This is a genomic window from Streptomyces canus 299MFChir4.1, from assembly GCF_000383615.1.
GTDB lineage: Bacteria > Actinomycetota > Actinomycetes > Streptomycetales > Streptomycetaceae > Streptomyces > Streptomyces canus_C.
In genome coordinates this window covers 185,707-208,257 of record NZ_KB911595.1, presented here as the reverse complement: position 1 = coordinate 208,257, position 22,551 = coordinate 185,707, and the positions used below count along the sequence as shown (strand labels likewise).

The window sequence follows — 22,551 nt, the reverse complement described above, 5'->3', positions numbered from 1 at the left end:
AGCGCGCCGCGACGGCGTACGGACCGACGATGATCAGTCATGAGGCGCATCCAGGTCGGCCCTGGAGCGACGGCCTGCCATCGAGCAGCGGCCTGCGGACCCTGGATGACTTGGGCAAGGACACGCTTGGCGGCAGACGCGTTCTCATTACCGCTGACATTGACGTGGCCCGTCGACAGACGAGCAACGAATCGCACTTCAAGATCGCGCGACTGGCCGAAACGGTTGAGTATCTGTTGCAGCGCAACGCCGCCGTCCTGGTGCTGGGCGCTCAGGGCGGCACATCCGTGCGGGTCCTCGAACCTGGGAACACCCAGGGCCTGGAGTGGCACCGCAAGGCGCTCGCCCGCGCTCTGCCCGACGGCCGGGCCGTCACCCGCTTCGACCGGCTAGACGATCTCTCGGCTGTAGCCCCCGCCCCTGGCACGGTTGCCCTGCTACCTAACCTGGTCGAGCTGAGCCGGGAGGACGACGTTCCTCCGTCCGGTGAGAACGCCCTCGACGAGGCGCTGCTCCCCACGCTGCTGCGGAGCCACTTCGACGTCTTCGTCCTCGATGACTTCAGGTCCACCGTCCGGGCACTGCCCTCCAACGTCGGGCTCGCCGCCCACAAGCCCCGCGCGGTGGGCCTCGGTCTCCAGGGCGACCTCGACAGCCTGGCGCGGCTGGTGGCGCGCAGCCGCGCCCTACGTGACGACAGTGGGTTGAGCCGGGTCTGCTTCATCGGCAGCTCTCGTCCCGAGGACGTCACCGTGGCCCGCTCCCTGCTCACCGCTGATGTGTTCGACCGGATCGTGCTGGGGCCGATGCCGTCACTGACGGTTTATCAGGAACTGGGTTATGCCTTGGGGGCGGGGCCGACCGCGGATCTCGAGTCCCTCGTTCGGACCCACAGGGCTGTGGTGGCACCCGGCGCGGTACCCAGCTTCGCGCCGGACCACCACGACCGCCTCGTCCTGCCGACCGACTTCATGGTGGCGAACCGGGCCGGGCGGGGTAAGGCGCGCCGCGTCACCCCGGAGGGCTTGGGCGAACTCGCGGAGGACGACCGCATCATGGCGATCGGCCCTGAGACTCTGAAAGCCTTCGCCGAGGAGACGCGCCAAGCCGGGCTGATCTTCCACTTCGGCATGATGAGCGCGGGCCAACGCCCGTACGTCGCCTACACCGAGGCGGTGATTCGCGCCAACCTCGAGTCGAAGGCCGAGGTCTACATGGCTGGCGATCACATCCTGGAGATCGCTTACGACATCGGGCTGGCGTCGGCGCTGCGCGGTCGTAGCACCGGTGCCCAGACCGCCAGTTCGCTGCTGAGTGGCGTACGGGTGCCTGGGCTGGCGCCGTTTCGGAAGACCGATGCCGATGGCGTGCCGAGCGACCACGACAGGACTGGGGACCCGGACAGGACTACCCCCACGTCAGGCCGATGACCTCCGCCGCCACCCGGCGCACCGTCGGGTCCGGGTCATCGGTCGCACTCCGTGCCACGAGCGGGCGGGTATCGGTGTTGTCCGGCCAGAAATAGGCGAGGGTCTCCACGGCCGTCAGCCTGACAGAGGCATGCGGATCGTTCACGGCCAGGTCCGCAACCAGCCGGAAGGTCTCTCCGGGGTCGCCACAGCCTGCCGCCAGTCCGCGCAGGGCGGCCCCGCGTACGGACGCGGCGGCATCCGTACGGGCCAGCTCCGCAAGGCCTGCGGCGACGCGCGGATCCGACGGATGTCCGATGGCCAGTGCCTGAACGGCGCTCTGCCGGACACCGAGGCTCTGGTCGCGCACCGATCGGTCCAGAACCAGCGGTACCGTCTCGGCGCGCTGCGGCCAGGCCTGTGTCAGCAGAAGCACGGACACCTGGCGGACGGCCCAGTCCGAATCCTGTTCGGAGGCCGCAGCCACCAGCTGTCGTACACCGGGGTCGCTGGGCCAGGTGGCAGCCAAAGCCCGCAGTGCCGCTCGCCGGATCGACTCCTCTGGGTCCTCGGCGGCGTGAGCCCGAAGCACCCGTCGGGTGTTGGGATCATCGCGCCAACCGGAGGCCAGACAGCCGAGGGCGGCGCGGCGGACGATGTCGCTGTCGTCTGACTCGGCCAGGTCGATGATGAGGCGGTGGGTCTCCGGCAGATCCGACCAATTCCGGGCGATGCAGGAAAGCGCAGCGCGGCGTACGTCCTCGTCGTGGTCCTCGGCGGCTCGCACAAGGACGACTTCGTGTACCGCCGCGTCGTCCGGCCACTGCACGCCGAGCGTTTCGATGGCGTGCGCGCGTACCGCCCAGTCGGCGTCGTCGATTGCCCACCGCAGGAGACCGGCCCGAGTGGCCGCCTCGTCGTCCTCGGTGTCGGCCAGCATGGTCACGATCGCCTGACGTACCGAAGGGCTCGGATCCGTCGCATACGCCGTGAACAGCAGCTCATAGGCGTCCGGGTGGTCCACCAGCGGCGAACTGGCTCCGAGGAGCGCCGCGATCCGCACGTCCTCGTCGTCGTCGCCGGTGGCGCGTTCCACCAACAACGGCAGGGTGTCAGGGTGGTGCGACCATACGCCAGCCAGAGACTTGAGCGCGGCTCCACGGACAGTCCAGTGCGCGTCGCCAACTGCGCGGCCGATGAGCAGGTTCCGGGTGCGGCCGGCCCCCGGCCAGGCGGTGACCATTCCCTCCAGCGCCGCTTTACGCACCCCGGCGTCGCCGTCGTCGACGGCACGTCCGGCGAGCACGTCCCGGACGTCGGCGCCACCCACCGCGAGCACCGAAAGCGCGCGGACGGCGGACTGCCGGACAGCCCGGTGAGGATCCTCGGTCGCGCGCTCCACGATGAGGGCGAGGGACTCCGCGCTGCCATGCGCGGTCGACGCGATGCCGTCGACGGCGGCCCTGCGCACAACGGCGTCGGCGTCCTCCTGCAGGCGGTCGCGGACAAGGGCTTCGGCCTCCGGGTCGGCGCCGAACCCGTTGGACAGGGTGGTCACTGCCGCCGCTCGCACCCTCGAGTCGGCGTCCAGCTCTGCCCGTCGCAGTACGACAGCCCGAAACTCGGGATGGACCGGCCACAAGCCGTCCAGGAGTTCTACGCAGGCCCGCCGAACCATCGGCTCCGGGTCGGTTTCGGCGCGGTGTTCCAGCAGGGTGCGGACAGTCGGCTCGGCCCACCAGCGGGAGACCAGTGCGTTGATGCAAGTGCGGCGCACCTCGCCTGCCGGATCGGTATCGGCACGCTGTACCAACTGCGCGTACACCGCGGCGTCGCGTTCCCAGTGGTCTGCCAGGACCTCGGCCGCGGCGGCGCGGACGAGCGGATCGTGATTGAGACGGGTATCCCGGGTCAGTTCGGCCTTGTCGCCCAGCGGCGCGTTCATCCGGGCGGCCAACTGGGCCACGGGACCCGAGAGAGACTTGCCCGCTCCGGCGTACCAGGTGCGGAAGAGCCGTGCACCGAACCATCGGTGACCGAGCGCCGTGAAGGTAGGCAGGGCTGCCTCCTGCAACGCCGCTTGGAGCGCGCCGTCGGGGTTCGCGTCGAGCATCAGCAGCAGTTCGAAGATCCTCGCCATGACGGCGTCGACCTGGGCTGCCAGCCGTACGCTCGGCCGGACCTCGTGCAGGGCACGGATTGCCAGCAGGCTGCCGGCGGGCATGTGAGCCTCGTCGAAGCGCCAGGCCTGGTCCGCGGTGAGTAGCCGGCCGATGATCGCGGCCGCGAACCGCTCCTTCATCCGGACGACGAGCAGGAGGACCTCCGACCAGGCCGGGTCGGGGCCATGTTCCTCGAACAGCGTCAGGAGGTCCTTTTCGTCCATGAGCCGGTCGTCGAACCGGGTAACGATGTCGAGGGCGGCGAGGTACTCGAGGAAGGCGCGGTGGACGAAACCGTACATTCCGGCGCCGAATCGGGACAGGATGTAGTTGCGGGTGCGCAGTTGGTCGATCATCGAGTGGGCGGCGGTTCGGGCAACCGGCCGCTGGTAGCCGCGCTCGTCTCGAAGGTAGATCTCGAACGCGTCTTGGAGGTCCTGTTCGGTGATCCGGTTGCCGCCGATGCTCGCTTTGCCGAGCAGCATGGTGCGTGCCAGGATCCGCAGGAGGTCGAGTTTGTCGTCATACAGCAACCCCTCCTGGTTGGGGAAGCTGTGTGCCTCCACGTCCCAGTGCTCCACCAGCAGTGAGACCGCGAACTCGTAGACGTGCACGCGATCGCGCGGCAGCTCGCGGCGGCGTCCCATGATGCAGAGCAGCGTGAGCAGCAGGGGGTTTCCGGCGAGTTCGTGCACAGCCGACGAACTGCCCACGGCCGAGATCAGACGGCCTTTCAGCCGCTCACCCTCGGCGCGGTCGTCGGCGCAGGCGATCTCGTACCAAGCGGTGACGAACGAGGAGATCTGGCCGACGTCGAGGTCCTGCAACTGGTACAACTCGAAGCCGGCGTCGTCGAGAGTCTGGCGGTGGTAGCCGACCGGCCGGGACGTGACCACCGTGCGCGCGTTGGGATAGCGGCGCGCGAACTCGCGGATCTCGCGGCACACGGCGTTTCTCCGGTCCCGGTCGAACACCTCGTCGAGTCCGTCGAAGACGACGACCACGGGGCGGCCACTTTCCAGGTACGGATTCAGCACGGACGCTGGCAGCCCTAGCCCCTGGGTGCGATGGAGTTGGTTGATGAAGTCGACGAACGAGGTGAGGCCGGTGGCGCTGTAGATCCGGAGTTCTACCAGGAGGGGCAGGGTGCCGGCCAGCGCGGGCAACGGATCGACGGCGACGCCGATGTGGCCGGTCACGGCGGCCGAGTGGAGTTCAGCCAGCCTGAGGACCAGATAGCGGGCGATCGTCGACTTTCCCGATCCGGGATCGCCGAGCAGCACCAGGTGTCGGTGGTCCGGGCCCGCTATCAGGCCGAGCACGGGGCGGGTCGGCTGCCACTGGTCGGTGAGCGCAGAGCCGAGGATCTCCGACTCCAGATCCCGCGGCATGCCACGCGGATCGGCCTCCTCGCCGAGGAGGAGACGCCGGCGGAACTCCCTGGGCAACTCGACTGCGGGCGGGTCTGCGCGGGCCAGCGGCGGGGTGAAGACCTCCTGGAGCGGCACCCGCAGACGGTCCTCGACGTTGGTCATGGTCAACAGCATCTCCAGGTTGAGCTGCTGGTAGTACTCCTGGATGCGCCGCAGGTAGTCGCCCAGTCGGTGGTCCTGAGGCGACGGGGTCTCGGGGTCCGGTGCGTCCGCGGACGGGAGGGCCGCCGTGCGGGCCCGCTCCCACGCGGCCAGCCACTGGGCCACGTCGGGGCCGGCGACCTGGCACACGGCGAGAAACGTCAGCAGCTTCCCCCGGCCCGGCAGGCGCTTGCCGGTGACGATCTCACCGACGGTGCTTTTGCCAAGGGACTCCCACGCAGGCCCGTCCTGCCTGCGTGGCAGGCTCTGCGCGATCCTGTCCATCGCCTCGTACGACAGGCCGCGACGCAGCCTCAGTCCGTCCAGGCAGATGGCCAGCTGGCCAGGTGTGTTCACTCTCGAGGGATCAACGCCCGGAACCGGCGCCGGCTGGTTCATGAGCCCTCCCGTTCTGCCCTCCGACGCTCCCATGCCCCTCCGGTACACGGCCCGGAAGGCCTCTGGCCGACCGTACATCGTTGCAGCTCACCGGAGGCAACGTAGCTGCACAGACTCCGAGTTGCTCCGACGCCGTACCGGAGGGCCGGGTCGGAACCGTCCACTGGACACGTCCACCCGGGGTGCAGGCGCCAGCCCCCTGACGTCACCAGGAGATCCCGATGCAGCAGTGGCTCGATGTCCTTTCCGTAGTAGGCGATGCGCTCAACCTAGTAGCTGTGCTGACCGACCTGGTCACGGCGGTGCTCGACAACCGCATGCGCCGCAGGACGGACGGCTGATCCGCACGTCCCGGTCTCGCACCGGGTGCCGCGAGGGTGGCGTGGACGACTTCGGAAGTCCACGCCACGGCGCGGAGGGCGGTCAGGCCAGAGTCGGATCCGTCAAGCCGGGGTCCCGAAGCGTCCGCGTACGACCCCGTCGTGCAGGTAGGTAGGCAGCGGAACACCGCCTGCCGTGAGGCGCTTCGTGGCCACCTGCTCCTCGGTGTCGCTCGGGAAGCCGTCCAAGAGGTGGAGGCACTGCTTCACCCATTCGCGTGACCGATTCCAGTTGCCGAGTTCGCGGTGGAGCACGGCGAGCGCGTAGGCGGTCTCTGTGGCGGCCCATCGATCGTCGCCCATTTCGCGCAGGAAGCCGGCCTCCAGCTCATCGATGGAGGCGACGCGGGTCTCGCTGGTCATGGTGCCCTCTTTCATACGGTGAACTCCCGGTGAGGTTCAACGCAGTGACAGTCCGAGGGTGACGCTCCCTCGCGGCTTAATAAGTGAAGACCTCGGCGAGGGTGCGGTAGTCGTGCAGTTCGCCCTTGTCGAACCAAAGCCCTACTTCCATGTCCGCCTCCTCCTTGTTCCCGGACGCGTGGACCAGATTCGCCACGGCCTTGCCGGAGGCGAGGCTGGCCGACCTGCTGTAGTGGGAGAAGTCGCCACGGACCGTCCCGGCCGCCGCCTCGTTCGGGTAGGTGCTGCCGACGATCTTCCGCACCGTGGCCACTGCGTCGGCGCCCTCCAGGACGAGCGCGATGACGGGAGTCTGCTGCATGAACGTGGAGGTCATCCCATACACCTGTGGGCCGAGTCGTTCCTCGAGGTCGAAGTAGTGGCGCCGGGTGAACTCGGCGTCCATCTGCTTCATCTTGACACCGACGATTTTCAGCGCCGCATCCTCGAACCTGGAAATGATCTTCCCTGCGAAGCCGCGTACCACAGCATCCGGTTTCAGCAGTACGAGAGTGCGCTCCACCGGCTGCTCCTGCATCTGGCCCATGGCTTCCCTTTCAGCTTTAGAACAGGCGACTTGACGGACGCTCAGAGCGCCACCGGTCCTGAGGCTACCGGCGCCCGGAACGCTGTCTGCCGGACATGCGAAGATCCTCGATCTCGGAGCGCGTCAGATCGGTGCATGAGCTACGCGCAGGCAGAGGCGCGCGCCGCCGCGTGAGCGCGTACCAGGAATGACAGTTGCAGGGTTCTCGCCCGGTCGCTGACGTCAGCCGGTCAGGGGGTCGAAGAGCGCCGAAGGTTACGAACGCCCTGCTCAGGGCCCGCCCCCTCAGCACTCGATGATGTTCACCGCGAGCCCGCCCCGCGCCGTCTCCTTGTACTTCACGCTCATGTCCGCCCCGGTGTCCTTCATCGTCTTGATGACCTTGTCCAGGGACACCATGTGCGAGCCGTCCCCGCGCAGCGCCATCTTCGCCGCCGTGACCGCCTTCACCGCGGCCATGCCGTTGCGCTCGATGCAGGGGATCTGGACCAGGCCGCCGACCGGGTCGCAGGTCAGGCCCAGGTTGTGCTCCATGCCGATCTCGGCCGCGTTCTCGACCTGTTCGGGAGAGCCGCCGAGGACCTCCGCCAGCGCGCCCGCCGCCATCGAGCAGGCCGAGCCGACCTCGCCCTGGCAGCCGACCTCGGCGCCGGAGATGGAGGCGTTCTCCTTGAAGAGCATGCCGATGGCGCCGGCCGCGAGGAGGAAGCGGACCACGCCGTCCTCGTCCGCGCCGGGAACGAAGTTCATGTAGTAGTGCAGGACCGCGGGGATGATGCCGGCCGCGCCGTTCGTCGGGGCCGTCACCACCCGGCCGCCGGCCGCGTTCTCCTCGTTGACCGCCATCGCGTACAGCGTGATCCACTCCATGGAGTGGGCCAACGCATCGCCCTCCGCCCGCAGTTGACGTGCCGTCATGGCGGCGCGGCGGCGTACCCGCAGGCCGCCCGGCAGGATGCCCTCCTGGGACATGCCCCGGGACACACAGGACTGCATCACGCGCCAGATCTCCAGCAGCCCGGCCCGTATCTCGTCCTCGGTGCGCCAGGCGCGCTCGTTCTCCAGCATCAGGGAGGAGATCGACAGGCCGGTCTCCTTGGTCAGGCGCAGCAACTCGTCACCCGTGCGGAAGGGGTACTTCAGCACCGTGTCGTCGAGCTTGATGCGGTCCTCGCCGACCGCGTCCTCGTCCACGACGAAGCCGCCGCCGACCGAGTAGTACGTCTTGGAGAGCAGTTCCGCGCCCGAGGCGTCGTACGCCCACACGGTCATGCCGTTCGCGTGGTACGGGAGTGCCTTGCGGCGGTGCAGGACCAGGTCGTCGTCGAAGGAGAACGGGATCTCGCGTTCGCCGAGCAGCTTCAGGACGCCCGCGGCCTTGATCTCCGCCACCCGGTCGTCCGCGGTCGCCACGTCCACCGTGCGCGGGGACGCCCCCTCCAGGCCGAGCAGCACCGCCTTCGGGGTGCCGTGGCCGTGGCCGGTCGCGCCCAGGGAGCCGTAGAGCTCGCAGCGGACCGAGGCGACGGCCGGCAGCAGGTCCTCGTTGCGCAGGCGGCGGGCGAACATGCGGGCCGCGCGCATCGGGCCGACCGTGTGGGAGCTCGACGGGCCGATGCCGATCGAGAACAGGTCGAAGACCGAGATGGCCACGGGAACTCCTTCACAAAAGGCGGGGGCACACGTCGTCGGGTGCCCCCACCGCGGAACTACTTGTTCAGACCGGCGTACAGCGGGTGCTTGTCGGCGAGGGCCTTGACCCTGGCCTTCAGTGCCTCCACGTCGGCCTTCCCGAAGGGAGAGGGCGTCTTCAGCGTCTCGGCGATGACGTCCGCGACCTCGGCGAAGTCCTCGGCCGTGAAGCCGCGGGTGGCCAGGGCGGGCGTGCCGATCCGCAGGCCCGACGTCACCATCGGCGGGCGCGGGTCGTTCGGGACGGCGTTGCGGTTGACCGTGATGCCGACCTCGTGGAGACGGTCCTCGGCCTGCCTGCCGTCCAGCTCGGACTCGCGCAGGTCGACGAGGATGAGGTGCACGTCGGTGCCGCCGGAGAGCACGTTGACCCCGGCCTCCCGGGCGTCGTCGGCCGTCAGACGCTCGGCGAGGATGCGCGCACCGTCCACCGTACGCCGCTGGCGCTCCTTGAACTCCTCGGAGGCGGCGACCTTGAAGGACACCGCCTTCGCCGCGATCACGTGCTCCAGGGGACCGCCCTGGAAGCCCGGGAACACGGAGGAGTTCAGCTTCTTCGCGAACTCCTGCTTGGCGAGGATGATCCCGCCGCGCGGTCCGCCCAGCGTCTTGTGGGTGGTGGAGGTGACCACGTCCGCGTGCTCGACGGGGTTCGGGTGCAGCCCCGCGGCCACCAGGCCGGCGAAGTGCGCCATGTCGACCCACAGGTACGCCTCGACCTCGTCGGCGATCCGGCGGAACTCCGCGAAGTCCAGCTGCCGCGGGTAGGCGGACCAGCCCGCGATGATCACCTTCGGGCGGTGCTCCTTGGCGAGCTTCTCCAGTTCGGCCATGTCGACCAGACCGGTCGCCGGGTCCACGTGGTACGCGACCACGTTGAACTGCTTGCCGGAGAAGTTCAGCCGCATCCCGTGGGTCAGGTGACCGCCGTGGGCGAGGTCGAGGCCGAGGATGGTGTCGCCCGGCTGGGCCAGCGCGAACAGGGCGGCCTGGTTCGCGGAGGCACCGGAGTGGGGCTGCACGTTGGCGTACTCGGCGCCGAACAGCTCCTTGACCCGGTCGATCGCGATCTGCTCGGCCACGTCGACGTGCTCGCAGCCGCCGTAGTAGCGGCGGCCCGGGTAGCCCTCGGCGTACTTGTTGGTGAGGACCGAGCCCTGGGCCTCCATGACCGCGAGCGGAGCGAAGTTCTCCGAGGCGATCATCTCGAGGGTGGACTGCTGACGGTCCAGCTCGGCGTCGACCGCGGCGGCGATCTCCGGGTCGAGCTCGTGCAGGGGCGTGTTCAGTGCGGACATCAGGTGCGGACTCCTCAGCCGGCGGAAAAGGCGGTGTACTCGTCGGCGGAGAGCAGGTCGGCCGGCTCCTCGGCAACGCGCACCTTGAACAGCCAGCCGCCCTCGAAGGGGGCGGAGTTCACCAGTGCGGGGTCGCTGACGACGTCCTCGTTGACCTCGGTGACCTCACCGGAGACGGGGGAGTACAGGTCGGAGACCGACTTGGTCGACTCCAGCTCGCCGCAGGTCTCGCCCGCGGTCACCGTGTCACCGACCTCCGGGAGCTGGACGAAGACGACATCGCCGAGCGCGTTGGCCGCGTGCTCCGTGATGCCGACCGTCGAGACGCCGTCCTCGGCGCCCGACAGCCACTCGTGCTCCTTGCTGTAGCGCAGCTGCTGGGGGTTGCTCATGGCCTGAATTCTCCTGTACGCGGGGGAGTGCTGGTGAAGGGGGGACTGCGGAGGGCGTGCGTGAGCAGCGACTCTGTGCTCAGCATCGCCTACGGCGACTACTTCTGGCGCTTGTAGAACGGCAGCGCCACGACCTCGTACGGCTCGTGGCTGCCCCGGATGTCCACACCGACACCGGTCGTGCCGGGCGTAGCGTGCGCGGCGTCGACGTACGCCATCGCGATCGGCCTGCCGAGCGTGGGGGAGGGGGCGCCGGAGGTGACCTCGCCGATCACCTCGCCGCCCGCGACGACCGCGTACCCGGCGCGCGGGACACGACGCCCCTCGGCGACCAGACCGACGAGGACGCGGGGCGGAGCGGCGGCGGCGCGCTCAGCAGCCTGCTGGAGTGCCTCCCGCCCGACGAAGTCCCCGTCCTTCTCGAACTTCACGACCCGCCCGAGCCCGGCGTCGAAGGGGGTCAGCTCCCGCGACAGCTCGTGCCCGTAGAGCGGCATGCCCGCCTCAAGGCGCAGCGTGTCCCGGCAGGACAGTCCGCACGGGACCAGGCCGACGCCCTCGCCCGCCTTGGTCAGGGCCTGCCACAGCTCGACCGCGTGCTCCGGCTTCACGAACAGCTCGAAGCCGTCCTCGCCGGTGTACCCGGTGCGCGCGATCAGCGCCGGAACTCCGGCGACCGTGCCCGGCAGACCGGCGTAGTACTTCAGGCCGTCGAGGTCCGCGTCGGTCAGGGACGCGAGGATCCCGGGGGACTCCGGTCCCTGTACGGCGATCAGGGCGTACGCGTCCCGGTCGTCGCGCACCTCGGCGTCGAAGCCGGCCGCGCGCTCGGTCAGCGCGTCGAGGACGACCTGGGCGTTGGAGGCGTTGGCGACCACCATGAACTCGGTCTCGCCGAGCCGGTAGACGATCAGGTCGTCCAGGATGCCGCCGTCGGCCTGGCAGATCATGGTGTAGCGGGCCCGGCCGACGCCGACGGAGGCGATGTTGCCGACGAGGGCGAAGTTCAGCAGCTGCGCGGCCTGCGGTCCGGTCACGGTGATCTCGCCCATGTGGGAGAGGTCGAAGAGCCCGGCTTTCGTACGTACCGCGTTGTGTTCGTCGCGCTCGGAGCCGTACCGCAGGGGCATGTCCCAGCCGGCGAAGTCGGTCATCGTCGCACCGAGCGAGCGGTGCAGGGCGTCGAGTGCGGTGAGACGGGGTTCAGGACTGCTCATCGGACGGTCGTCTCCAAGGATCCCAGGACATGGGTGTGACGGGCGAGGTATTCCTCCCCATCTGTCATCGGAACCTGAGAGGTTCGCCATGAAGAACATGGCTTGCACCGTGGGTGGGGCCGCGTCGAGTGGGCGGCCCGCTTTTCAGATGTGCCTCGCCCGCGCGGTAACGGGGCCTGAGAGATTCAAGGGAGGGACTTGCTCCTTCGGCGCCCGGGTACATGTACCCGGGACTCTCCCGCGCGGATTCAAGCGGCCGGTATGCAGTTGGCGCGGACATCATTGCACGCCTCGGACGCCGACGGCAGGGCCGCACTGACCCCTTCCTTTTGTAACCGGCTTGTGGCGGTACGCGTACAGAAACGCGAGAGATCATCCATTACCTTCTCTTTACGCTCGGTGGGGAGGGGAACCCCGACCCCGGAGGAGGACGATGACGGTGAACAGGACCACGGCGTACGCGACGACCTCGGCCCTCGCGCTGCCCGAGCAGCCCGCGGCCCCGGCCGTCGAGGCCCGCGGCGCCCGCCCGGTCGTCCGTGACCTGCGCGACCGCGCCGGCCACAGCCCGCACGCCCTGCTCTTCGGCCCCGGAGACCTCGTCGTCATCACCGGCCTGCCCGGCAGCGGCAAGTCCACGCTGATGAAGCGCGCGGTCACGGGCATCCGGGTCGACTCCCAGGACACCCGCGACCGCTGGGACGCCCGGCTGTCCCGCTTACTGCCGTACGCCGTCTACCGCCCCCTGGTCCGGCTCGCGCACTACGCCGGACTGCGCCGCGCCCTGCGCTCCGGCCAGGGGGTCGTGGTGCACGACTGCGGGACGCAGGCCTGGGTGCGGGGCTGGCTGGCCCGCGAGGCCCGGCGCCGGGGCGGCATCCTGCATCTGCTGCTGCTCGACGTCACGGCGGACACCGCGCTGGACGGTCAGCGCGAGCGCGGCCGGGGGGTCTCGCGGTACGCCTTCCTGCGGCACCGGGGGGCCGCCGCCCGGCTGATCCGCTCCGTGGAGCGCGGTGATCTGCCCCAGGGCTGCGGCTCGGCGGTGCTGATCGACCGGGACGCGGCGGACGTCCTGCGGCGGATCGGGTTCACGGGCTGAGTCGCGAACCGCCCGCACCCGCTAGCCTTTCAGCCACATCAGTGGTTCACAGCAGGCGGTCAGACAGATGGACTTCCCAGCGGATCTTCCCGCGGACTTCCCGGCACACTCGGCACACCCCCATCCGCACGGCGGCTGGCCCGGCAACGAGCTGGAGGAGGTGCTCTCGGCCTCCCTCGGCATGCCCTCGGCGGGCGGGCGGATCATCGAGGTGCTCGGCCGCAGCTTCGTCTGGGTCCCCCTGCCGAACGGCGGCGGCCCGCACAGCGGCCCCCTCGACCTGCCCACCCTGGAGATCGCGGGCCAGGCGTTCGTCCCGGTCTTCAGCTCCGAGGAGCAGTTCCGCCAGGTCGTCGGCAGCCATCTGTCGTACACCATCGCCCCGGCGGTCGAGTTCGCCCGCGGCCTGCCCCCGCATGTGGGCATCGCGGTGAACCCGGACGGTGTGGTCGGCGTCCCGCTGCCGCCCGCCGCCGTCGCCGATCTGTGCCGGGTGGGCCGGACCCCGCTGGACGGGTCCGGCACCGGCGGCCGGGTCAAGCTCTACGAGCCGGACTGGCAGGACGACCCGGTCGACTTCCTGGCAGCCGCGTCCGCCGAGTTCGCGGCCACGGGCGTGGTCCTGACGGCCCGCCGCTGCCTGGCCGCCATCGAGACCGCCGACCCGGTCATGTTCGTGGGCGTGGAACTCTCCCAGTGGGAGGGCGACCTGCGCACCCTGCCGATGGACGCCCTCGGCAGGGCCCTGGGCACCACTCCGGTGAAGTGGCCGGTCAACCTGGTCCTGCTGGACGTGGCGGACGACCCGGTGGGCCACTGGATGCGAGGACAGGTGCGGCCCTTCTACACGCGGGGGACCTGACTCCCCAGGGGCGTGGGGCTGTGCCGATATGCGGCTCCGCCGCGGGGCGCGCCGAGCCACGGACAACGCGCACCCGCCGACGACGCGCAGGTCCCGACCCGGTGGGCGCTTAAGCTGGTTTCATACTTGGGGAACTTTCAAGAAGGGGCGATACGACGTGAGCGCCAGCGGCACCGCGACCGGCACGGTCGAGCACATGCTGCGCCAGGTGACCCCCGGGCGCTACGACGCCTACGAGGCGCTGCTGCGCGCTCTCGCGACCCCGAACAACGGCCAGATCTGGATGCTCCTGTGGCACGGCCAGTCCGGCTCCCCGGACGCCCAGTACGGAAACATGGAGGTCGACGGCTACGGCTACGCCCCCTGTGTGACCTCGGCCCAGGAGCTGAGCGCCAGCGGCTGGAACCGCTCGTACGAAGTGGTCGACGGCCTCGACGTGGCCCGCACGCTCTATCCCGACCACTACGGCCTCTGGCTCAACCCGCACGCCCCCGGCGGCGGGGTCGGCATCCCCTGGCTCGATCTGCGCCGCATCGCGACCGGCCTGGAGCGCCAGCCCGCGGGGCCGCTCAGGCTCGCCGAACCCGCTATCGAGATCCCCCAGTTCTACGCCCTGCTCGTGCAGAACGCGCACCGCACCCCGGCGGTCCGCTCGCTGCGCCGCGCCTGGGTGCAGCCGGCGCTCGGGGCTCCGTATCTCGCCATCGGCCTGGACGTGTACGACACCAGTCCCTCGGCCGTGGACTCGGTGCGCGCGATGATGCAGCAGTCCATCGGCGCCGTCCCGGAGGGACTGCCGGTGTCGACCGTGGCGATGTCCGACGAGTACGACCCGGTGGCCCTGTGGATGCGCGCCGGTGCCCGTCCGTTCTACGACCGCGAGGCCCACGGATCACCCGCCCAGGCACCGGCGGCCGGGTACGGCTACCCGCCTGCCCGTGGTGGTTACTGAGAGCGATGGCAACCCATTCGCCTCGTTTGAGTAACAGCCACATTTCTTCGCGCGTAGATAGCGGCGGATCACCACGAACGTGTCCTATCGTGCCGTTTTGTCCCAACTGACATACGTCCGAGGGGCGTTACCCGTTGTTCGGATAACGGAATCCCTCGTACTGCATCACGGTTACGCATACTTTCGGCGCCAGGCCTGGCGGGTGATCGCAGCGAAGCTGAAGACTCCCCAGGCAGACGCAGGATCAGTAGTCCCTGCGAGCTGAGCAAGTCGACAAAGCCGTAATCCACGGCAGGTGTAGGCCGGTCACCACCGGCGAGAGGGGTCGGGTCACTGTGACCGCACCGATCGAGACCACCGGGGCGCAGGCCGAGGCGCAGCCGGAGGCTGTCCTCGTCGGCGTCGACAAGGGGCAGATCGAGGGCCGTTCCCTGGGGCAGATCGCCTGGTCCCGGTTCAAGAAGGACAGGGTGGCGGTCGCCGGTGGCGTGATCGTCATCCTGCTGATCCTCCTCGCGTTGCTCTCGCGGCCCATCCAGGCCATGTTCGGGCTGGACCCGAACGCCCTGCACCAGGATCTGATCGACCCGAACACCTCGCTGCCCAAGGGCGACTTCGGCGGTATGAGCTGGTCGCACCCGCTCGGCGTGGAGCCGAAGTTCGGCCGCGACATCGCCACCCGCATCCTCGAAGGCTCCTGGGTCTCGCTGGTCGTCGCCTTCGGCGCCACGATCCTGTCCAACACCATCGGCGCCGTGCTCGGCGTGGTCGCCGGCTACTACGGCGGCCGGGTCGACACGATCATCAGCCGGCTCATGGACACCTTCCTGGCGTTCCCGCTCCTGCTGTTCGCCATCGCCATCTCGGCCACGCTGCAGGGCGGCGCCTTCGGCCTGGAGGGTCTGCCGCTGCACATCAGCGTGCTGATCTTCGTCATCGGCTTCTTCAACTGGCCCTACCTGGGCCGCATCGTGCGCGGCCAGACCCTGGCCCTGCGCGAGCGGGAGTTCGTCGACGCCTCGCGCGGGATGGGGGCCAAGGGGCCGTACATCCTCTTCCGGGAGCTGCTGCCGAACCTCGTCGGCCCGATCATCGTCTACTCGACGCTGCTCATCCCGACCAACATCCTCTTCGAGGCGTCGCTGAGCTTCCTCGGCGTCGGCATCCAGCCTCCCCAGGCCTCCTGGGGCGGCATGCTCAACCAGGCCGTCACCTACTACCAGGTCGACGCGCAGTTCCTGATCGTGCCTGGTCTGGCCATCTTCGTGACCGTCCTGGCGTTCAACCTGCTCGGCGACGGTCTCCGAGACGCTCTCGACCCGCGCAGCCGCTGACCCGCGACTCGCGGTGAGAGTCCACAAGATTTCCGACAATTGAAGGGGAAGCAGACCATCATGCGAAGGTCAGCGCTGGCCGCAGTGGCGGCCATCGGCAGTGCGAGCCTGTTGCTCTCGGCTTGCAGCAAGGCCGATGACAACGGTGGAGACGGGAACAAGTCGGCTGGGGCCAACGCAGCGACCAAGGGCGTCGTCAATGCCTCCACCCAGAAGGGTGGGACGGTCACGTACGAGTACTCCGACGTCCCGGACTCCTTCGATCCCGGCAACACGTACTACGCCTACATGTACAACCTCAGCCGGCTGTACGCCCGCCCGCTGATGACCTTCCAGCCCGGTCCGGGCGAGGAGGGCAACAAGCTGGTCCCGGACCTCGCCGAGAAGGCGGGCGAGCCGAGCGACGGCGGCAAGACCTGGACGTACAAGATCCGCTCCGGTCTGAAGTACCAGGACGGCACCGCGATCACCTCGAAGGACGTCAAGTACGCCGTCGAGCGCTCCAACTTCGCGCGTGACGTGCTCTCCCTCGGCCCGAACTACTTCCAGCAGTTCATGCAGGGCGGCAAGGCCTACAAGGGCCCCTACAAGGACAAGAGCCCCGAGGGCCTGAAGTCCATCGAGACGCCGGACGACACCACGATCGTCTTCAAGCTCAACCGTCCCTTCCAGGAGTTCGACTACCTGGTCGCGACGCCGCAGACGGCGCCGGTCCCGCAGGCCAAGGACACCGGCATCGACTACGTCAAGAGCATCGTGTCCTCGGGCTCGTACAAGTTCCAGAGCTACGACGAGGGCAAGCAGGCCGTCCTCGTCAAGAACGAGAACTGGGACCCGAAGACCGACCCGCTGCGCAAGCAGTACCCGGACAAGATCGTCGTCAAGCTCAAGGTCAACGCCGAGACGATCGACCAGGACGTCCAGGCCGGTGACGCGATCGACCTCGGTGGTACCGGTGTCCAGGCCGCGACCCAGGCCAAGGTCGTCAACGACGCCAAGCTGAAGGCCAACACGGACAACACCTACGGTGGCCGTCTGGTCTACATGGCGATCAACAACCAGGTCGCGCCGTTCGACAAGGTCGAGTGCCGCAAGGCCGTCGAGTACGCCGTCGACAAGGTCTCGGTGCAGACCGCCGAGGGCGGCCCGATCCGCGGTGACATCGCCACGACCGTGCTGCCCCCGGACATCACCGGCTACGCGAAGGCCGACGTCTACGCGACCACCGGCAACAAGGGTGACGCCGCCAAGGCCAAGGAGCAGCTGAAGGCCTGCGGCAAGACGACGATCAGCACCAACATCTCGGCGCGCAGCGACCGCCCGCAGGAGATCGACGCGGCCACCGCGATCATCGCCTCGCTGAAGAAGGTCGGCATCAACGCCAGCCTGAAGCAGTACCCGTCGGGCAAGTACTTCACCGACTACGCGGGTGTGCCGACGTTCGACAAGAAGCAGAACATCGGCCTGCACATGATGCAGTGGGGTGCCGACTGGAACTCCGGTTACGGCTTCCTCCAGCAGATCCTGCACGGTGACGCGATCGGCGCGTCCGGCAACACCAACCTCTCGTATCTGAACGACAAGCAGATCAACGAGATGCTGGAGAAGGCCATCGCCACCGAGGACGACACCACCCGCAACGGCCTGTACGGGCAGATCGACAAGCGCGCCATGGACCTGGCTGCGCTCGTCCCGCTGACCTACTTCAAGGTCCTGCTGTACCGCCCGTCCGGCTACACCAACCTGGTGTCCACGTCGGCCTTCAGCGGTCAGTACGACTACCTCAACATCGGCACGACCAAGAAGTAGCCCCGGAAGGCAGGTGAAGGCATTGGTGCCCGTGGGCCTCACGGCCCGCGGGCACCAGCGCCGGTCCCCGTGATCTCGTACATCCTCCGTCGGACGTTCGCGGCAGTGATCCTGCTGCTGGTCGTCACCGCGGTCACCTTCGCGATCTTCTTCCTGCTGCCGCGGCTGGCCGGCCAGACCGCCGACCAGCTCGCGCAGCAGTACATCGGAAAGAGTCCGACGAAGGCAGACATCGCCGCGGTCAAGCAGAACCTCGGTCTGGACGAGCCCCTGTATGCCCAGTACTGGCACTTCATCAAGGGGATCGTGGCCGGAGCCACCTACAACCTGGGGCCCACGACGGCGCACTGTGACGCGCCGTGCTTCGGCTACTCCTTCAAGACCCACGAGGCGGTCTGGCCGCAGCTGACCTCACGCATTCCGGTGACCTTCTCGCTGGCGGCCGGTGCCGCCGTGCTGTGGCTGGTCTCCGGTGTGGTGATCGGCGTGATCTCCGCGCTCAAGCCCCGCAGCTTCTTCGACCGCACCTTCATGGGCGTCGCGCTCGCCGGTGTCTCGCTGCCCATGTTCTTCACGGGCAGCCTGGCGATCCTGCTCTTCACCTATCAGTGGCCGATCTTTGGTCGCACCTACGTGCCGTTCACCGAGAATCCGGCCCAGTGGGCCAACACGCTCTTCCCGGCTTGGTGCTCGCTCGCGCTGCTGTACTCCGCCATCTACGCGCGCCTGACCCGCTCGGGCATGCTGGAGACGATGAACGAGGACTTCATCCGCACCGCCCGCGCCAAGGGACTGCGGGAGCGCAACGTGGTGACCCGGCACGGGCTGCGGGCCGCGCTGACCCCGATCATCACCGTCTTCGGCATGGACCTCGGTCTGCTGCTCGGCGGTGCCGTGATCACCGAGACGGTGTTCTCGCTGCCCGGCATCGGCCAGTACGCGGTGCAGGGCATCACCGACAACGACCTGCCCCCGATCCTCGGCGTCACCCTGCTCGCCGCGCTCTTCGTCGTGATCGCAAATCTCCTGGTGGACCTCTTGTACGCCGCCGCCGACCCGCGGGTGAGGCTCTCGTGACCGAACTCTCCAAGACCGGTGCCGCCCTGGGCGAGCCGGCTCCGGGGAACGCCCCCGACGCCTTCCTCGCGGTCCGCGACCTCAAGGTGCACTTCCCGACCGACGACGGACTGGTCAAGTCCGTCGACGGGCTCAGCTTCCAGGTGGAGAAGGGCAAGACCCTCTGCATCGTGGGCGAGTCGGGCTCCGGCAAGTCCGTCACCTCGCTGGCGATCATGGGCCTGCACCGGCTCGGCGCGCGCGGCAAGAACGTCCAGATGTCCGGCGAGATCTGGCTGGACGGCAAGGAGCTGGTCTCCGCCGACCCGGACGAGGTGCGCCGGCTGCGTGGCCGCGAGATGGCGATGATCTTCCAGGACCCGCTGTCCGCGATGCACCCGTACTACACGATCGGCAACCAGATCGTGGAGGCGTACCGGGTCCACCACGACGTCAGCAAGAAGGTCGCGCGCAAGCGGGCCGTCGAGATGCTCGACCGGGTCGGTATCCCCGAGCCGGACAAGCGCGTCGACGGCTACCCGCACGAGTTCTCCGGCGGTATGCGCCAGCGCGCGATGATCGCCATGGCGCTCGTCAACAACCCCGAACTGCTGATCGCGGACGAGCCGACGACCGCCCTGGACGTCACCGTCCAGGCGCAGATCCTCGACCTGATCCGGGACCTGCAGAAGGAGTTCGGCTCCGCGGTCGTCCTCATCACCCACGACCTGGGTGTGGTCGCCGAGATCGCCGACGACGTCCTGGTGATGTACGGCGGCCGGTGCGTGGAGCGCGGCAGCGTCGACGACGTCTTCGAGCGCCCGCAGCACCCGTACACCTGGGGTCTGCTGGGCTCGATGCCGCGCATCGACCGGGAGACCTCCGAGCGGCTCATCCCCGTCAAGGGCCAGCCGCCGAGCCTCATCAACGTCCCCTCGGGCTGCGCCTTCCACCCCCGCTGCCCGTACGCGGACATCCCCAAGGGCGATGTCACCCGTACCGTGCGCCCGGAGCTCCAGCAGGTCGGCGGCGGGCACTACTCCGCCTGCCACCTCTCGCCGGAGGACCGCACGCGGATCTGGACCGAAGAGATTGCGCCGAAGCTGTGAGTGAGACGAAGAAGACGGATGCGGACGTGACGACCGCCCCCGACGAGCGCGAGATACTGCTCAAGGTCGAGGGCCTCCAGAAGCACTTCCCGATCCGCAAGGGCGTCCTCCAGCGCCAGGTCGGCGCGGTCAAGGCGGTCGACGGCATCGACTTCGAGGTGCGCAAGGGCGAGACCCTCGGCGTGGTCGGCGAGTCGGGCTGCGGCAAGTCGACCATGGGCCGGGTCATCACCCGTCTCCAGGAGCCGACCGGTGGCTCGATCCACTTCGAGGGCCAGGACATCACGCGGCTGAACGCGGCCGGGATGCGTCCGCTTCGGCGGGACATCCAGATGATCTTCCAGGACCCGTACGGCTCCCTGAACCCGCGGCACACCATCGGCGGCATCGTCTCGGCGCCGTTCCGGCTCCAGGGCGTGGAGCCCGAGGGCGGGGTGAAGCGGGAGGTCCAGCGCCTGCTGGAGCTGGTGGGCCTGAGCCCAGAGCACTACAACCGCTACCCGCACGAGTTCTCCGGCGGCCAGCGTCAGCGCATCGGCATCGCGCGGGCCCTGGCCCTGAAGCCGAAGCTGGTCGTGGCGGACGAGCCGGTCTCGGCCCTCGATGTGTCGATCCAGGCGCAGGTCGTGAACCTGATGGACGACCTCCAGGAGGAGCTCGGCCTCACGTACGTGATCATCGCGCACGACCTGTCCGTCGTACGGCACGTCTCGGACCGCATCGCGGTGATGTACCTCGGCAAGATCGTCGAACTCGCCGACCGCACCGCGCTGTACGAGGCGCCGATGCACCCGTACACCAAGGCCCTGATGTCGGCGGTCCCGGTGCCGGACCCCAAGCGCCGGGGCGCCAAGTCCGAACGCATCCTGCTGCGCGGCGACGTCCCGTCCCCGATCTCCCCTCCCTCCGGCTGCCGCTTCCACACGCGGTGCTGGAAGGCGACGGAGATCTGCAAGACCACCGAGCCGCAGCTGGTCGAGCTGCGTCCCGGCCAGCGCGTGGCCTGCCACCACCCCGAGAACTTCGCGGACCAGGCCCCGCAGGACACCGTGCTGCTGTCGGCCGCCAAGGAGGCGGCCGAACTGGTCGCCGAGGAGGTCCGCGCCGAGTCGGCAAAGACGTCGGCCGCGGTCGCGGCGGTGGCGGCGGGGTCCGCCGAGGAGACCGGCGCCGAGGCTGCCGGGAAGACGGCGGACACGGCGGAGCAGCCGGAGGCGGAGGTCGCGGCGGACGTCGAGGCCACGGCCCCGAAGACGGGCCCGGGCGCCAAGACCGCCCCCGCGGCACCGTTGAAGACCGGCGAGGCGAGCACCGAACCGGAAGCCGACCGTCAGGACCCAACTGACAAGTAACGCATGACGAGTTGGCAAAGTCATGCACATGCCCGAACGGGAGAGTGAAGAGTCGTCCGTGTCCGACTTATCGGTACACGCTCGAGAGGGACGACACCATGGCACTCTCCCGTTCGGCACGTTTAGGAGCCGTCGCGACCGCGGCGGCTTCCTTCTTTGTCATCGCGGCGGCCCCGGGCCCGAAACCCGGCGCCCCCGGCATCGGCGACGCCTACTTCCCGAACCTCGGCAACGGCGGCTTCGACGCCCGGCACTACGCCCTCGACGTGGCGTACAACCCGGACACCGACCGTCTGGACGGCCGTACGACACTCACCGCCGGCGCCACCCAGAACCTCTCCTCCTTCGATCTGGATCTCCAGAGACTCGTGGTCACCGCGGTCGAAGTGAACGGCAGACGCGCCCAGTTCAGCCGGGACGGCGACGAGATACGCATCACCCCGCGCCAATCCCTGCGCAAGGGCCAGGAGTTCACGGTCGCCGTCACCTACGGCGGGATCCCCGAACCCCTCAACGGCCCCATCGTCTTCGGCTCCGACTACGGCTGGATGAAGACTCCCGACGGCGTCTTCGTCGCCTGTGAACCCAACGCCGCCTCCACCTGGTTCCCGTCCAGCGACCATCCCGCGGACAAGGCCACCTACGACATCCGCATCCAGACCCCGAAGGGCCTGACCGCGGTCTCCAACGGCCGGCTCGTGTCGACGTACGACAAGGGCGGCTCGACGTACACCCACTGGCGCGAGAAGAAGCCGATGGCGACCTACCTGGCGACCGCCACCATCGGGAAGTTCGACGTCCGCACCGGGAAGACCCCCGGCGGCATCCCCATCTACACGGCCATCGACCCGGTGCTGGCGAACAGCAACGGCGTCGATGTGTACGCCGTCACCGCCGAGGCCACCGACTACTGGTCGCAGGTCTTCGGGCCGTACCCCTTCGAGGAGACCGGCGCGATCGTCGACGACATGCCGCAGGCCGGGTTCTCGCTGGAGGTGCAGACCAAGCCGGCCTACTCGGCGGTGCGCAGCGAGACGACGATCGTGCACGAGCTGGCCCACCAGTGGTTCGGGGACAGCGTCTCGGTCGCGCACTGGAAGGACATCTGGCTCAACGAGGGCTTCGCGACCTACGCCCAGTGGCTGTGGGCCGAGCACAAGGGCACCCGCAGCGCCCATGACTCCTTCGTCGCCGCGTACGACGGCCGCCCCGCCGACAGCGCCTTCTGGCAGACCACCGTCGGTGACCCGCAGCGGGACACGATGTTCGCGTCCGCGGTCTACCAGCGAGGCGCGATGACCCTCCAGGCGCTGCGCGAACGGATCGGCGACAAGGCGTTCTTCGAGCTGCTGCCGGCCTGGACGAGGCTCCACCGCTACGGCAACGCGAACACGGCCGAATTCATCGGCCTCGCCGACAAGATCAGCGGACAGCAACTGGACGACCTGTTCCACACCTGGCTGTTCACGACGGGCAAGCCGGCCCGGTAGCAGCCGCTGCGCA

17 protein-coding genes and 2 riboswitches are annotated in these 22,551 nt (G+C 68.9%); of the genes, 10 read left to right on the top strand and 7 right to left on the bottom strand.

Annotation, left to right across the window (positions count from 1 at the left end; all coding sequences use genetic code 11):
- Positions 1-29 precede the first annotated feature (29 nt).
- A complete protein-coding gene (gene pgk, locus H293_RS0127820) occupies positions 30-1,430 on the top strand; it encodes a phosphoglycerate kinase (RefSeq protein WP_020121104.1) in 1,401 nt (466 codons plus the stop codon).
- Here the strand turns inward: pgk and H293_RS0127815 are convergent.
- The 7 genes from H293_RS0127815 to gcvT all read right to left on the bottom strand — a co-directional run bounded on the left by H293_RS0127815 (position 1,408) and on the right by gcvT (position 11,472).
- Positions 1,408-5,502, bottom strand: a complete 4,095-nt coding sequence (locus H293_RS0127815; protein WP_020121103.1) for a HEAT repeat domain-containing protein — start codon at positions 5,500-5,502, stop codon at positions 1,408-1,410. The genes pgk and H293_RS0127815 overlap by 23 nt on opposite strands.
- 485 nt (positions 5,503-5,987) lie before the next feature.
- Positions 5,988-6,287 carry a hypothetical protein gene (locus H293_RS0127805; protein WP_028808252.1) on the bottom strand — a complete coding sequence of 100 codons (300 nt, stop codon included), beginning with the start codon at positions 6,285-6,287 and terminating at the stop codon, positions 5,988-5,990.
- A 76-nt stretch (positions 6,288-6,363) separates the two neighbouring features.
- Positions 6,364-6,873: a nucleoside-diphosphate kinase gene (locus H293_RS0127800; RefSeq protein ID WP_020121100.1), complete on the bottom strand. Its 510-nt coding sequence runs from the start codon at positions 6,871-6,873 to the stop codon at positions 6,364-6,366.
- A 285-nt stretch (positions 6,874-7,158) separates the two neighbouring features.
- Entirely contained in the window at positions 7,159-8,526 is a 1,368-nt protein-coding gene (locus tag H293_RS0127795; RefSeq protein ID WP_020121099.1) for an L-serine ammonia-lyase, read from the bottom strand.
- 56 nt (positions 8,527-8,582) lie between these two features.
- On the bottom strand, positions 8,583-9,863 hold the full coding sequence (gene glyA / locus H293_RS0127790) for a serine hydroxymethyltransferase (RefSeq protein WP_020121098.1): 1,281 nt from the start codon (positions 9,861-9,863) through the stop codon (positions 8,583-8,585).
- 14 nt (positions 9,864-9,877) lie between these two features.
- Positions 9,878-10,255 carry a glycine cleavage system protein GcvH gene (gene gcvH / locus H293_RS0127785; protein ID WP_007384830.1) on the bottom strand — a complete coding sequence of 126 codons (378 nt, stop codon included), beginning with the start codon at positions 10,253-10,255 and terminating at the stop codon, positions 9,878-9,880.
- Between the two features lie 98 nt (positions 10,256-10,353).
- Positions 10,354-11,472 carry a glycine cleavage system aminomethyltransferase GcvT gene (gene gcvT / locus H293_RS0127780; protein WP_020121097.1) on the bottom strand — a complete coding sequence of 373 codons (1,119 nt, stop codon included), beginning with the start codon at positions 11,470-11,472 and terminating at the stop codon, positions 10,354-10,356.
- Between the two features lie 51 nt (positions 11,473-11,523).
- Positions 11,524-11,626, bottom strand: a riboswitch (glycine riboswitch).
- Positions 11,627-11,723, bottom strand: a riboswitch (glycine riboswitch).
- Positions 11,724-11,905: 182 nt separating this feature from the next.
- Here gcvT and H293_RS0127775 point away from each other — a divergent pair.
- The 9 genes from H293_RS0127775 (at position 11,906) to H293_RS0127735 (ending at position 22,538) form a co-directional block, all read left to right on the top strand.
- Complete coding sequence (locus tag H293_RS0127775; RefSeq protein ID WP_020121096.1) at positions 11,906-12,574, top strand: AAA family ATPase; 669 nt, start codon at positions 11,906-11,908, stop codon at positions 12,572-12,574.
- A 67-nt stretch (positions 12,575-12,641) separates the two neighbouring features.
- Positions 12,642-13,436, top strand: coding sequence for an enhanced serine sensitivity protein SseB (locus H293_RS0127770; RefSeq protein WP_020121095.1), 795 nt, complete (start codon positions 12,642-12,644; stop codon positions 13,434-13,436).
- A 157-nt stretch (positions 13,437-13,593) separates the two neighbouring features.
- Positions 13,594-14,388: an enhanced serine sensitivity protein SseB C-terminal domain-containing protein gene (locus H293_RS0127765; protein WP_020121094.1), complete on the top strand. Its 795-nt coding sequence runs from the start codon at positions 13,594-13,596 to the stop codon at positions 14,386-14,388.
- Between the two features lie 335 nt (positions 14,389-14,723).
- Positions 14,724-15,722, top strand: a complete 999-nt coding sequence (locus tag H293_RS0127760; protein WP_020121093.1) for an ABC transporter permease — start codon at positions 14,724-14,726, stop codon at positions 15,720-15,722.
- Between the two features lie 60 nt (positions 15,723-15,782).
- Positions 15,783-17,531: an ABC transporter substrate-binding protein gene (locus H293_RS0127755; RefSeq protein WP_033415721.1), complete on the top strand. Its 1,749-nt coding sequence runs from the start codon at positions 15,783-15,785 to the stop codon at positions 17,529-17,531.
- Positions 17,532-17,600: 69 nt separating this feature from the next.
- Positions 17,601-18,608: an ABC transporter permease gene (locus tag H293_RS0127750; RefSeq protein ID WP_020121091.1), complete on the top strand. Its 1,008-nt coding sequence runs from the start codon at positions 17,601-17,603 to the stop codon at positions 18,606-18,608.
- The gene (locus tag H293_RS0127745) at positions 18,605-19,696 is read left to right on the top strand and encodes an ABC transporter ATP-binding protein (RefSeq protein WP_020121090.1); all 1,092 of its coding nucleotides are present in this window, start codon (positions 18,605-18,607) and stop codon (positions 19,694-19,696) included. Before H293_RS0127750 ends, H293_RS0127745 begins: the two co-directional genes overlap by 4 nt.
- Positions 19,693-21,048: an ABC transporter ATP-binding protein gene (locus H293_RS0127740; RefSeq protein WP_020121089.1), complete on the top strand. Its 1,356-nt coding sequence runs from the start codon at positions 19,693-19,695 to the stop codon at positions 21,046-21,048. The genes H293_RS0127745 and H293_RS0127740 overlap by 4 nt, the downstream gene beginning before the upstream one ends.
- A 98-nt stretch (positions 21,049-21,146) precedes the next feature.
- Positions 21,147-22,538 (top strand): M1 family metallopeptidase, encoded by a 1,392-nt coding sequence (locus H293_RS0127735; RefSeq protein ID WP_020121088.1) that lies wholly within the window; start codon positions 21,147-21,149, stop codon positions 22,536-22,538.
- Positions 22,539-22,551: the final 13 nt, after the last annotated feature.

Bases quoted from the DNA above. Each gene is read 5' to 3' on its own strand.
- pgk (WP_020121104.1), top strand. From the start codon at position 30: ATGATCAGTCATGAGGCGCATCCAGGTCGGCCCTGGAGCGACGGCCTG.
- H293_RS0127805 (WP_028808252.1), bottom strand. From the start codon at position 6,287: ATGACCAGCGAGACCCGCGTCGCCTCCATCGATGAGCTGGAGGCCGGC.
- H293_RS0127800 (WP_020121100.1), bottom strand. From the start codon at position 6,873: ATGGGCCAGATGCAGGAGCAGCCGGTGGAGCGCACTCTCGTACTGCTG.
- glyA (WP_020121098.1), bottom strand. From the start codon at position 9,863: ATGTCCGCACTGAACACGCCCCTGCACGAGCTCGACCCGGAGATCGCC.
- gcvH (WP_007384830.1), bottom strand. From the start codon at position 10,255: ATGAGCAACCCCCAGCAGCTGCGCTACAGCAAGGAGCACGAGTGGCTG.
- gcvT (WP_020121097.1), bottom strand. From the start codon at position 11,472: ATGAGCAGTCCTGAACCCCGTCTCACCGCACTCGACGCCCTGCACCGC.
- H293_RS0127775 (WP_020121096.1), top strand. From the start codon at position 11,906: ATGACGGTGAACAGGACCACGGCGTACGCGACGACCTCGGCCCTCGCG.
- H293_RS0127770 (WP_020121095.1), top strand. From the start codon at position 12,642: ATGGACTTCCCAGCGGATCTTCCCGCGGACTTCCCGGCACACTCGGCA.
- H293_RS0127755 (WP_033415721.1), top strand. From the start codon at position 15,783: ATGCGAAGGTCAGCGCTGGCCGCAGTGGCGGCCATCGGCAGTGCGAGC.
- H293_RS0127735 (WP_020121088.1), top strand. From the start codon at position 21,147: ATGGCACTCTCCCGTTCGGCACGTTTAGGAGCCGTCGCGACCGCGGCG.